Source organism: Oceanimonas aquatica (genome assembly GCF_030732065.1).
In the GTDB taxonomy this organism is placed as follows: domain Bacteria; phylum Pseudomonadota; class Gammaproteobacteria; order Enterobacterales; family Aeromonadaceae; genus Oceanimonas.
In genome coordinates this window covers 148278-161114 of the sequence record NZ_JAVBHX010000003.1, presented here as the reverse complement: position 1 = coordinate 161114, position 12837 = coordinate 148278, and the positions used below count along the sequence as shown (strand labels likewise).

Below are 12837 nucleotides of genomic sequence, written 5' to 3'. Positions count from 1 at the left end.
CCGGTGTCGGTCGGAGCCAAATGGTCATTCGGGTAACGCGAACACTGTAAAAAACAGTAAAAACATAAAAAAGAGTACTCAATGAAAAGAATGCTGATTAACGCAACCCAGGAAGAGGAGTTGCGCGTTGCCCTGGTAGACGGGCAACGACTGTACGATCTCGATATTGAAAGCCCCGGCCACGAACAGAAAAAAGCCAATATCTACAAGGGCAAAATCACCCGGGTTGAACCCAGCCTGGAAGCCGCCTTTGTCGACTACGGCGCCGAGCGCCACGGCTTTTTGCCGCTGAAGGAAATTGCCCGCAACTACTTTCCTGCCGGTTATACCTACCAGGGCCGCCCCAACATCAAGGAAGTGGTCAAGGAAGGTCAGGAAGTCATCGTCCAGATCGACAAGGAAGAGCGTGGCAACAAGGGTGCGGCCCTCACCACCTTTATCAGTCTGGCCGGCTCCTACCTGGTGCTGATGCCCAACAACCCCCGTGCCGGTGGCATTTCCCGCCGAATCGAGGGTGACGAGCGCACCGAGCTGAAGGAAGCCCTGTCCCGCCTCAAGCTGCCCGACGGCATGGGCCTGATTGTGCGCACCGCCGGTGTGGGCAAGTCCGGCGAAGAGCTGGAGTGGGACCTGAACGTGCTCAAGACCCACTGGACCGCGATTCAGGAAGCCGCCGACAGCCGCCCTGCCCCTTTCCTGATCCATCAGGAAAGCAACGTGATTGTGCGTGCCATTCGCGACTACCTGCGCCGGGATATCGGTGAAATTCTCATCGACAACCCCACGGTGTTTGAACGCGCCAAGCAGCACATTCAGCTGGTTCGTCCCGACTTCGTCAACCGGATCAAGCTGTACGAGGGCGATGTGCCCATGTTCAGCCACTATCAGATCGAGAGCCAGATTGAGTCTGCCTTTCAGCGCGAAGTGCGTCTGCCGTCCGGCGGCAGCATCGTCATCGATCCGACCGAGGCACTGACCTCCATCGACATCAACTCCGCCCGCGCCACCAAGGGCGGCGACATTGAAGAAACCGCGCTGCAGACCAACCTGGAAGCGGCCGACGAAATCGCCCGCCAGCTACGCCTGCGCGATCTCGGTGGCCTGGTGGTGATCGACTTTATCGACATGACCCCGGTGCGCCACCAGCGCGAAGTGGAAAACCGCCTGCGCGACGCCGTGCGCCAGGACCGTGCCCGCATTCAGCTGGGTCGTATCTCCCGCTTTGGCCTGCTGGAAATGTCCCGCCAGCGCCTGCGCCCGTCACTGGGCGAGTCCAGCACCCATGTATGCCCCCGCTGTCTGGGCCAGGGCACCATTCGTGACAACGAATCCCTGGCGCTGGCCATTCTGCGCCTGATTGAGGAAGAAGCGCTCAAGGACAATACCGGCCAGATCCACGGTCAGGTACCGGTGGACGTGGCCGCCTATCTGCTCAACGAAAAGCGCAAGTCCATTGCCAACCTGGAAAACCGCTACAAGGTCGACATCTTTATTATTCCTCATCAGCAGCTGGAAACCCCTCACTTTGAAGTGACCCGGGTGCGCAGCAGCGACGTGGAAGACGTCACCAGCTATGAGCTGAAAACCGAAGTGGAGCAGCCGGTTTATCAGCCGCGCCAGCATGAAACGGCCAAAAAGATTGAGCAGCCTGCGCTGCAGGGCTTTTCTGCCCCGGCACCGGCCCCGGTAGCCTCCAGCCGTCCGGAGCCCCAGCAGCAGCCCCAGGCCCGTCAACCCGGTCTGCTGAGCCGTCTGTTCTGTGCCATTGCCGGCTGGTTCAAGGCTCCCGAGCAAACCCAGGCCGCACCCGAGCCGGCGCCAGCCAAGCCCGAACGCAACAACCGCGGCCAGCGTTCCGGTGAGCGCCGGGATCGCCGCGAGCGTGGTGAACGCCGTGGCGGCAACCGCAACCGCAAACCCCGCGATGAAGAACGCAGTCAGAAGCCGGCCCCGGCCGCCCCTCAGGAAAGCAACGAGCAAAAGCCGGAGCGTCCGCGCCGTGAGCGTCGCAAGCCCCGTCGCGAACAGCAACCCGAGCGCGCCCCGCGCCCGCAGCAGGAACAGCAGCCGGCCCGCGAAACTGAGGCGCCCCGCGCCGCCGAGGTCACCAGCCAGCCCGAAGCCCAAAAAGAGCAGGCCAAGGAGCAGGCAGTAGCCGAGCGTCGTCAGCGTCGCCAGCTGCGCAAGAAAGTCCGTCTGGACAGTGAAGGCCGCACCCAGGAGCAGCAGCCCGCCGCCGTGGAAAGCAAGGCTGCCGAGCAGGCTCAGCAACCCGCTGAAACCAAGGCTCGCAAAGAGCAGCCGCATCCGCACAAGCGTGCCCCCAAGCGCAAGCGCATCAATGAAGACAGCCGTCGCCGTCGCCGTGAAGAAAGCATTGCCGCGCTGATTGCCGAGCAGGGTGCCGACAAGTGGGTGGCGAGCGAAGATGAGCAACAAGCCGCTCAGCCCGAGGCCAAGCAGCCGGAAGCCGTTGTAGAAGCCAAGCCCGAGGTGAAACAGCCGGAAGTGACTGCCGAAGCCAAAGCCCCGGCTGCTGAAGCCAAGCCCGAGCCGAAAGCCGAAGCCCCGGCAGCTGAAGCCAAGCCCGAGCCGAAAGCCGAGACCCCGGTTGCTGAGGCTCAGCCCGAGCCGAAAGCAGAAGCGCCCGTGGCTGAAGCCAAGCCCGAACCGAAAGCCGAAGCCCCAGTAGCAGAAGCCAAGCCCGAGCCGAAAGCCGAAGCGCCCAAGGTTGAAGCCCAGCCTGAGCCCAAGGCAGAAGCGCCTGTAGCAGAAGCCCAGCCTGAGCCCAAGGCAGAAGCGCCTGTAGCAGAAGCCCAGCCTGAGCCCAAGGCAGAAGCGCCTGTAGTAGAAGCCCAGCCTGAGCCGAAGGCTGAAGCCCCGGTTGCCGACGCCGAGCCAAAAGCCGAGGCCCCGGTTGCCAAAGCTCAGCCCGTGGCTAGCGCCGGTCGTTACCTGGCAGCACGCAAGGCCTCTGCGCCCATGACCAAACCGCCGGTGGTGGAAGCCGCACCTTACGTGAAGCCCGACTACCCGCCTCTGGTGCGCCAGCCTATCGCCACCAGCGATCGCCAGGGTGGCAGCATCAATGCCCGCACCCAGGCCTCTGCCCCCATGGCCAAGCCCTGATACTGGCGCGGTAAAACAAAAAAGGCTCCTTCGGGAGCCTTTTTTATCGCCTTGCATGACCGTCATACCGGGCTTGATCCGGTATCTTTCTGCAGGAAGATCCTGAGCCCGAAATCAAACGTCTAGAGTCCGTTTCACAGGCTTCGCTTAAGCTGCTTCAGCACTCCTTCACACGCCGCTTCCACCAGATCCAGCACATGCTCAAAGCCCTGCTCGCCACCATAGTAAGGATCCGGCACTTCCTGCTCAGCCCCCTCGGCAAAACTCAGCAGCAATTTCACCTTGTGGCTGTGCTCGGCCGGACACAAACGTTGCAGATCCCGCAGGTTTTCCTTATCCGCCGCCAGCACCAGATCAAAGCGTTCAAAATCCTGCACCATTACCTGACGGGCACGCATGCCGGAGAAGTCATATCCCCTCGCCTCACCTGCCGCCCTGGCCCGTGCATCCGGCCCCGAGCCGGCGTGATAGCCAATGGTGCCCGCCGAATCAATCTCCATATTCAGCCCGGCACTCGCCGCCTTGTGGCGAAACACCGCCTCAGCGGTGGGTGAACGGCAAATATTGCCCATGCAGGCGAAAATGACACTATATTTTTTCTTATTTTTCAGTGAGTTATCAGTCATATTGGCACCTGTTTTTGCTATTTATGAACAAAAATTAACTGCTTAAAATTCAGTGACTTACTGATCATTTTGGGGAAGATTTACGCCATAAGACAGGCATTTATGAGTCCCATTAAATTTATCCCAAAAACCAAGAAAGTCACATAACATTATGAAAAATATGAAAAAAATCATATTTCAGTTATGTGTAGGTTTTGAGTACTGTTTCCAGCACTACTTCACGGGTTCAAATCAGCATAAAGGGCATTAGAATCACATTCTATATGCCACAAGAGTCCATGGCTGGTAAGGCACGATTTAGGCAACCCACCGAAGTGTATGAACATGACAGGCCAGCTCGTCTCACTCATGGTTAACACCCTTTCTTCCTGGCTGGGGCTGTGTATACCCAAAGGCAAGGACCAGGGGGCCAGCGGCAAGCCCCTGCCCGGCATATTGAACACCCGCCAGAGCGGCGACCAGCACCGCTTTGCCATTGCCGACCGCAGCAGCTATAGCGCCGTGGTGGCAAGACAACGACAAAGCCAAAAAGGAAAAAGTGGAAGTAGGCGAGCCCGCCGAGAACGACACGCTAAAAGGCGACGACAGCAACATTAAAACCCTGCGCCATGTGTATGCCAGCAAAGCAGCGCCACCCGCTCGGAGTGGGACAAACTGCAGCGCGCCGTGGCCCAGTTCAGCATTACCCTGGCCAAAGGCCGGCCAGAGCTGTTCCCCGAACTGCCCGCCACCGTAGTCGGGTTCAAACCGCAAATAGACGCCCTGCCCTGGCTGCTGACCAAAGTCACCCACAACCTCAGCGACAGCGGTTACACCAACCAGCTTGAACTGGAGGTGAAGGCGGATGAAGAACAATAACCACCATACCCACCAAGCTTGACGGGATAGTCACTGGTGGTTACTATAACCACCAAGAGCAACGAGAATGGAGGATGCTTGAAAAGCTCCGACGTAATCCGCCTGCTCAAGGCGAACGGTTGGGAGCTGGTGAGGACCAAAGGCGATCACCACCAGTTCAGGAAGGAAGGCAGCCCATACGTGGTGACTGTTCCCCACCCAACCAAAGACATAAAAATCGGCACCCTGAAGAACATTCAGCGATTGACCGGCATAACAATGAAATAAGAACAGCGCCTTCGGGCGCTTTATAAGAAGTCGAGCTAACAAAGCATTCAAGTGGGATAAGGGCCAACGGCAATTGGTTGTTATCAAACTGGGTCAATATACAGCTCTTATACAGTGTATTGACCAAAATTTCTGGAGTTATTCTTCTGGTTTAGGAGTGAAAAATGAACTATCCGGTATATGTCCATCAGGATCCAGACGGCAGCGCGAGCGGCTTTTTTCCTGGCGTGCCGGGCTGTTACTTTGCAGGTGATTCGTTCGAAGAGGCCCTGGCCGATGCCGCCCGCGCCTTGGATGCTCACCTGGAGCTACTGGCAGAACAGCGAGAAGCTATTCCCGAACCCACCGCCATTCATCAGCACCAAAACGATGAAGACTGCACTGGCGGCGCTTGGGGATTGGTGAATATCGATACCAGCAAATTCGAAGGCAAGGCACAAAAAATCAACATCACCTTGCCCGAACTGCTCATCGCCAAGATCGACGAGTATGTAAAAGCTCACGGCGAGTACGGCAGCCGCTCCGGCTTTCTGGCCATGGCCGCCCGCCACGAAATGAAACACAGCTGACAATAAGCCGCCTTTGGGCGGCTTATTAACTAATAAAAACCAAAATTAATAAGGGAGCATGATGGTCAATCTTTACGAAAACAAACAAGAACCGGGAAGTTACAATTATCAGCATTATGAACTGCAATCAGATGAACTATCAAAAGATAATGAAAACATGCCTTTAAAATCAGCATTCAATGAGGCAGTAACAACAGAAAAAATAAGTATAATAAACGAACAACTGAGAGAACTGTCAGATAAGGCATCGCAGACTAAAGCAGCACTTTATAAATTAAAAAATAGCGCAACCGAGCCCGAAATAAAAGTTGCCCACTCATTACTAAGTGAAATAGAAAATAAGATAAATAATCTTAACTCACGGTATAACAACCTATCTCTGATTGAAAACCAAGTGCTTTCATTAAAAGATGATCTTGATGCTAAAGACCGCGCATTGAAAAGACAATTAGATGGAATAGACAAAACCAAATCTGAAATTGAAGAAGAATACAAGAACGAAATAAAAAGAAAAGAAGCAGAATTTAGATTTAAAGAAGAACGTCTTGCCAATCGACAGAAAACAATAGAGAAAGAACTTAAAAAACAGCTTGAAGAAAATGAGAACATAAGAGATAGAATTCAAAATGAATTAATAGAGAAAAATGAAGAGTTACAAAAAATACTAATTGAAACAAAAGAAGAAAAGGAAAAGTATGAGCAGGAAAGCATAAAAGCTTTAGAAACAAAATCTAAGAAATTTATTGCTAGTACATTAGGAATTTTAGGGAACAACGAAAAAGGTTTAAAAACAAAGGCAAGTTATTGGTCATTCGCAGGGGTGGCTGCAATTTCGGCAGGGATAATATTTGCTATTTACAGTATGTTTTTTAACGCTGACAGCTTCCACAACACCTCAAACAACTCTTTGAGCTATTATTTTTATACCCTCTTTCGAGGGATAATCTCCATTGGATTATTCTTAATACTTGCACGATATTGCTTCAGACTTTGTGATTCATTCATGCATGAGTCTCTCAAAGTGTCCGAAAGAATACACGCAATCAAATATGGTGAGTTCTATCTTGATGTGTCTGGCCCAAAGGCGGAATGGGATAATATAAAAGAGGCATTTTCAAATTGGAACATCGACGGCAGAAGTGCATTTTATGAAGTAAAAGGAAATGAAAATGAAAAAATCAATATTGAAAAAGAAACATCCGAAATTCTTCTGTCAAAGATAATTGAAATATTTAAAAGAGAGGCTCTTCCTGAAAACAAAAAATAATACAGAATAAGATGGTTCACTATGGGGCAGTGCGCCCCATTCTCTGACAGAAAAAGGTTGCCAACTATGTCAGCGGATAGAAACTATTTACCATTAAAAATATAAACAAGAACCATATAAACAACAGCTCCCCAGCACATCCACCTCGACCACTTATCTATTTTATCCAGTCTATCCTTAGCTTTACCGATAAGGATGATTAGGGTTTCCAGGTTTCCTCTTGCGCTATCTTTAACATCCTCATCTTCATCAATCTTTAAATATTTCTTGAACGAAGACTCTACTTGACTTTGGAGGAATTCAAAAGTTTCCCTATGAACCTGATTTGCTGTAACTGTCAACTCTTTTATTAGCCAAACAGCAAGGAGTATTAAGAGAGAATTAAGAAAGGATGCAGTTCGATATAAAGCGCCGACAGCAACAACTGCGCCTGGTATTGTCAAGGCTCTGGCCTGCCCCGAGGCCAACAACTCATTAACCTTGCCAGTATACTCCAAGCTTTTAGTCTCAAGCTCATTAAGCACCTTATTTATAGAGAACCGTCTGATATACAAGTCATACAGTTCCCTATATTTAGCTTCGAACCTTTTGCTTTTGTTGATTATGTTAAGGAAAATCTTGCTTGATGAACCATCAAGAAACTCAGCAAGAGTACTCCTCATCACTGAACGGCGTTCATCATGGTGAGCATCCTTATCTTCTAGCTTTCCAGCCAAATACTTCACAACATCAAGAGATTCTTGAGGTGAAATAATAGATTCAATACTCTCTATACCAAGAATTGTATTTAGCTCGTATTTTTTACCAACATCATCTTTATTGATGAAGAATACAAACGAGTCGCTATCGACAGGATGATCACAAAGTTCTGTAAGTAATTTTTTCCACTCAAAAACAGAAATCATTTGAGATTTAAGCTTCTGAGCATCTTCACTAAAAGAAGATATTTTTTCGCCCTGTATAAAGAAATACTCAGGAAAGACAAATTCTGGTGATGTTGCTGCTTGGACCAATCTCTTCCACAGGTTACCCTTATCGGTCACCAGTGGGCAAAAACCTGCCCATGCTTCACTTTTTCTTGATATATAAAGTGAGCGATGGCCACTATCATCCTGAAAATAATCGTTTGACTGCGATGTATACCCCATGTCGGTAAGAGCATCAATGATATGAGGTTCATCCGCGCGGTCAAAATCGCTTGGTAGCCTTGCAACTGTATAGGCACGCTGACTACTTAACTCACTGCCTTGCAACAGGTTAAATATCATCGCGTGTGCTCCAGATGGACTCATATCAATGCACCTTATGGACAATAGAGTTAGTCACTTATTCCTAGCTCTTTTATTTTCTTCTCATCTACCGGCACCATCAAATACTGGCCAGTAGAGTCCAACATAATTGGCTTGCCAGAGCCATGTTTACCTACTGAGTTTTTATAAACTTTAAGTTCGAAGTCATCATTTTCTTCATCAACAATAGTCATAAATGCACCCTTCCTTGCAGACTGAGAAGAAAACTCAAAGGTGTGATTGACTTCATAACCGTTTTCATTCACATAATCAGTAAACTTACCCTGAGCTTGATGCTCTTCGCTCAACTGTTTGTCAACAACATGTTGAATGTTTTCCAACTTCACGGATTTATCCGGTGACTTCCGTTTCGTTTCCAAATAATCCTGAATCGCATCCCTTATCTTTTCGCGAGTTGGAATATCAATCTCATTATCACCCATAAACTTATCAAGAGCAATAAACAACTGTTCAGCACTTTTTTTGTTATCTATTTTTTCTTGACAACCTAAAGCATCTTTGAAAAAGCTACTTGTAGATTTACCTTCAATAAACTGAAGATAGGCGGCCCCCTCATTTTTGGGGTAATCGACATCAAACAAGTTAAGATCATATGACGCTGCTTGTCTAAGTGCATCAGTATCTATTGATTCAACGGTCTTAGGTTCAAGTGTTTTTTCATCAAAGTCAAAAACACCTTTCTTATCAACCATTACAACAAGCACTTTACCCCGTCCATCTTCTTGGACAATACTTCCAGGTGGGTGATAGTGAATAAATACTACTTTCACTTCTGCTACAGAGCGTCCCTTATCGTTGGCTTCGGACACAATGCGCGAGGCTAGCTTATCGCTTAGCTTTTCAAAATCGTACTGTTCATCAATATAAAGCCGAAGATAAGTCGGAACGGAGTTAGCCAAATCATTCTTTTCCAAATGACTATGGGATTTATTTTTCCTTCTAAACTTAGCTTCTATTTGCTCGATAAAGCTACGCGCTTCTTCACTTGCAAGATTCCAGCTGTAACCAAACCGGTAGGAAACATGCTTATCATCTTTTTTGCGGTAGAGTTCTGCAGTGATAGCGCCAACCACCTCAAGGTGAGGTTTCACTTCAGAAAGTTCAATGCCTTTATCTTCCATGCTCAATCCTTATTTTTATAGCTGTAAAAATGAACGTTATTATGTGCTACCAGGTAGTTGAAATAAGCAACCTTCAGCCGATCACACACTCAGTCTGGTACGTGGCTTATCATATCGAGCTGGTACTGAAAGGCGCTTTGGGTCTGCTCTTGCTGGGGTGAGCCATCAGGCTGCTGACGAATAAGGTGGTAAAAGCGGTGCTTTACCGTCATCACCGCTCTCATGTTGTTCCGCATTTCATCTACTGGGTACAAGGTAAGCGGGAACCGCTCGCTATAGGTGCGAATCATCGGATGCAGGCGGGTGCGCTTAAACTCAACAAGATCGTTGTAATTGCCGGTTCTGGCATCGTTCAGCAGCTCATTGAAACCAAGTACAGTCATGCCATCGTAGGTATACTTGGCGGACTGGCGGTCTTTGGTGTTTCTTATTTCAATGGCATGGGCAGAGAGCACAGAGAACAATGAAAAAAGCAGATCAGATAAGGCAATTCCTTGTTTTACCATCGTGCTCTCCGTGCGGGTGTAATTATCGTCGTTTTCGCCGGTACTTCCTGTGCTCTAACATGGTACCGATGATCACCACATGGCACATGTCGGAGCAAATGGGAGCGTAATCTTGGTTAAAGCCGCGGGGGCGGCATTTATTGAAGATGGCTTCAAGGCTGCCGTTTTTGGCGGCCACGTAGTCGCCTGGACGCGGTATGCTGTCTGGATCACACAATTACCTCACCCTCCGTGCTGCGATCTATTTATTTTACCCATATTACTATCTTCACAGTCAATGTCTGAAGCGGACAAATAGAGATTATTCCAACGAATCCACCAAAGCAGCAGCCTAATATTCAGGTAAAAGTGGGAAGATAGCAACCTCATGATAAAAAAGGTCTTTTATTTTCCTGCAATCACCCTCATTCCATGCAGGCAGTCTGCGTGTATTTGGTTTTGCTCCATGGCAGGAGCAGTACTGGTAACCGGCCGTAATGCAGCTGTGCCGATTTGCCAGCCGCATTACGTTGGTACCAAGCGCTCCGAGTGTGTCCAGCTTGTATCATGGTTGGGGGCTGTACTGTTGGTAACCCAAAATTGGATCCGCTGATAAAATCGGATCCGAGACAGCCTGTTGCTTCTGAGCTTGATACTCTTTACTGACCGGAGCGCTCAGTTAATACAAATATGATTGAATATGATGTGCTACACCCAATAAATTCTCATCCCCCCGAGAGCGTCCAATCAACTGTAAACCCAGTGGCAGTCCATCGTCGCTCTTCATACCAGGCAGAGTAATCACCGGCAGACCCAGCGCTTGCCAGGGGCGGCTCATGTACGGCTGACCGGTGCTGTCGTGCCCCTTCGGAGCCACACCCGGCGCCGCTGGTGCCAGAATGACATCCACTCCCTGATGCTCTGGGTTGGCCCACAGCCAGTGTCCAATCCGGGACACCTGTTCCAGCGCATCCAGATAGTTCTGCTGGTCCATACTCAGCCCCTGCTCCAGCAGGGCATTCAGGGGCTGAGACAAGTGCGCAGCCTGCTGCGACTCGGCGCACAGGTTACGACTTGCTTCCCAGGCCATAATTGCCTGATGAACGTCCACCAGCCGGCGCAACAGGTCACAACTGTGCATTTCCACCAGCTCGGCTCCCAGTTGTTCCAGCCGGCCGGCAAGCTGGACCAGCGCCTGCTCCATGGCCGGCTCACACTCACCGATATTTGAGCCTTTGCACACCAGGATCCGCAATGGCCGCCCGGGCTCGGCAATAGGCTCAACAGGTTGGCGCAACAAGGCCGCCCGCAGCAACCGGATATCGTCAACCTCCCGTCCGAACATACCCAATGCATCCAGGGACTGAGCCAAGGGCTGTACCCCCCGCAGGGAATATTCCCCCCGGCTTCCTACATAACCGACCACGCCACAATAGGCCGCCGGTCGAATAACCGAGGCCGCGGTCTGAGAGCCTAATGCCACCGGCACCATGCCGTCGGCCACCGCTGCCGCCGAGCCACTGGAAGAGCCCCCCGGTGTTCGCGTCAAATCGACCGGGTTGGCGGTTTTTCCCGGACGAAAATAGGCAAACTCGGTCGTCACCGTTTTGCCGGCAACCACCCCTCCTGCCAGCGACAGCAATTCTACGCAAGCGGCATTATCCGGCGGCTGTCGCCCTTGATGGATCACCGAGCCCAGCTCGGTGGGAAAATCCCGAGTATCGATAATATCCTTGATACCCACCGGCAGCCCCCGTAACAAGCTGGAGCGATAAAAATCCTCATGCTTACGGTAGTGTTGCAGGTAACGCTCTCTGGTTTGTCGGCACTGCCAGGCACCCAGCTCAGGCTCACGGGCCTCAATGCGCTCAAAACAGGCGTTAATCAGCTCGACAGCATCGCACTCTCCGCTGCTGATGCGATGCACCATCTGGCTCAGACTGAGCCGATAAAGAGGGGTATTACTCATTTCATCACCTCACGCAAAGCCTGTTCAAACAGAGTAACGGGCACATCTGCCACACCGCCACCAATACGGCCCGCCTCTCCCGTTTCCTCTATCATGCCCAGCAATACCAGCGGTCCGCCGCCATTCGTCGTCACACACCGAGCACTGGTCACCGCCGGTCGATCATCCAGTTCAGGCAAGGGACCGGCAAGCACCTGCGCCGGCCGCGTCAGGGCGTCGGCAGGCAATACCGGCGCCAAAGCCTGACGGGAAGCATGAGCAGTGTTCAGCACCTGCCCGCCCAGTCCGGCAAAATCAACCACGGCACTGTCCCCCAGTGCTCCCAGCGCGGTTCGCCCGGTGTGAGCCGGTTCAACCAGACCATGAATGGGGGGGGCCGGCATGGTAATCCAGCGGCCCGGTGCCGTGGCCAACTGAATACCAAAGGTCACTCCGTTGCCCCCCGCCCGGGTCACTAGGCTGGCCCCGCTCACGCCTTCGGCGGCTGCCAGCATCAGGCTGCAGGCAGCCATCCACAAATTAAGAGCAAAGGCCGGAGAGTTCTGCAAAAAGGCATCAATATCGGCTGGTACCTGTTCACTCGCCATGGCCGTCAGCTGCTGGTGGATCAGGGCCGAGCCGGCCAGGGTGCGACCGTGGCAGTCATCACCATCGGCCAGGGCGGCCCGCATCAAGGGCAACAGCGCCAGCGGCTGTTGTAGCCGCTCCTTCAGCCACTCGGCCAGGTCTTCGTTCAACCAGCTCAAATGCGCTGGCAGGAGCGGATCCCGCCGGCCCAGCCGGGTGCAATGCACCATGCCTTCGTTAAGCACCGAGAACCTGCAGGCCTCGGGACGATTACCATCCTGCACCACCAACAGGCTCATGGAGGGAGAAACCACTCCCGCCAGGGGAACCACAATGGCGTTGTCCTGGGCGGGCCGCAACTCGATTTCATGATTCAGGATCATCCGCCGGGCCTGTGCTTCATCACTGGCCCAGCCTTCCCACACTGCGCCGGTGCACAGTGAATTCATCACGGGAGCGGGAATATGCTCACGCGATTCAAAAGGGGGGCCTGCATGCAACAATATGCGGCCACTGCCCACCAGATCCCGCACCAGACAGAAACCGCTCCATTGCGGTCGACACGCTTTTACCCGCTCAAATGCCAGCCGATCGGCTGTAGCTAATGACATAACTGTTCTCCCGGCCGGGTGCCACTGGCGCCCGGCTTGTTACTGATGAATCCAGAAA

The 12837-nt window shown here is 51.8% G+C and carries 11 protein-coding genes; 5 read left to right on the top strand and 6 right to left on the bottom strand.

What is annotated here, in order from left to right; all coding sequences use genetic code 11:
- Positions 1-81 precede the first annotated feature (81 nt).
- Positions 82-3129, top strand: coding sequence for a ribonuclease E (rne, locus tag Q9290_RS05945; protein ID WP_306078728.1), 3048 nt, complete (start codon positions 82-84; stop codon positions 3127-3129).
- Positions 3130-3263: 134 nt separating this feature from the next.
- On the opposite strand, the gene Q9290_RS05940 is transcribed toward rne, so the two are convergent.
- Positions 3264-3755, bottom strand: a complete 492-nt coding sequence (locus Q9290_RS05940; protein WP_306078727.1) for a low molecular weight protein-tyrosine-phosphatase — start codon at positions 3753-3755, stop codon at positions 3264-3266.
- A gap of 666 nt (positions 3756-4421) precedes the next feature.
- Between Q9290_RS05940 and Q9290_RS05935 the strand changes: the two genes are divergently transcribed.
- The 4 genes from Q9290_RS05935 (at position 4422) to Q9290_RS05920 (ending at position 6716) form a co-directional block, all read left to right on the top strand.
- Complete coding sequence (locus tag Q9290_RS05935; protein ID WP_306078726.1) at positions 4422-4613, top strand: hypothetical protein; 192 nt, start codon at positions 4422-4424, stop codon at positions 4611-4613.
- A 78-nt stretch (positions 4614-4691) separates the two neighbouring features.
- Positions 4692-4880 carry a type II toxin-antitoxin system HicA family toxin gene (locus Q9290_RS05930; RefSeq protein ID WP_306078725.1) on the top strand — a complete coding sequence of 63 codons (189 nt, stop codon included), beginning with the start codon at positions 4692-4694 and terminating at the stop codon, positions 4878-4880.
- A gap of 164 nt (positions 4881-5044) precedes the next feature.
- Complete coding sequence (locus tag Q9290_RS05925; RefSeq protein ID WP_306078724.1) at positions 5045-5449, top strand: type II toxin-antitoxin system HicB family antitoxin; 405 nt, start codon at positions 5045-5047, stop codon at positions 5447-5449.
- Between the two features lie 58 nt (positions 5450-5507).
- The gene (locus Q9290_RS05920; RefSeq protein WP_306078723.1) at positions 5508-6716 is read left to right on the top strand and encodes a hypothetical protein; all 1209 of its coding nucleotides are present in this window, start codon (positions 5508-5510) and stop codon (positions 6714-6716) included.
- Positions 6717-6799: 83 nt separating this feature from the next.
- Here Q9290_RS05920 and Q9290_RS05915 read toward each other — a convergent pair whose 3' ends face one another.
- From Q9290_RS05915 to Q9290_RS05895, 5 genes are all read right to left on the bottom strand, one after another.
- A complete protein-coding gene (locus Q9290_RS05915) occupies positions 6800-8008 on the bottom strand; it encodes a hypothetical protein (protein WP_306078722.1) in 1209 nt (402 codons plus the stop codon).
- A gap of 26 nt (positions 8009-8034) precedes the next feature.
- Positions 8035-9147, bottom strand: coding sequence for a nucleoid-associated protein (locus Q9290_RS05910; protein ID WP_306078721.1), 1113 nt, complete (start codon positions 9145-9147; stop codon positions 8035-8037).
- Positions 9148-9236: 89 nt separating this feature from the next.
- Positions 9237-9653, bottom strand: coding sequence for a hypothetical protein (locus tag Q9290_RS05905; RefSeq protein WP_306078719.1), 417 nt, complete (start codon positions 9651-9653; stop codon positions 9237-9239).
- A 658-nt stretch (positions 9654-10311) separates the two neighbouring features.
- Positions 10312-11601, bottom strand: coding sequence for an amidase (locus tag Q9290_RS05900; protein WP_306078717.1), 1290 nt, complete (start codon positions 11599-11601; stop codon positions 10312-10314).
- Positions 11598-12779: an oxamate carbamoyltransferase subunit AllG family protein gene (locus Q9290_RS05895; protein WP_306078716.1), complete on the bottom strand. Its 1182-nt coding sequence runs from the start codon at positions 12777-12779 to the stop codon at positions 11598-11600. Before Q9290_RS05895 ends, Q9290_RS05900 begins: the two co-directional genes overlap by 4 nt.
- Positions 12780-12837: the final 58 nt, after the last annotated feature.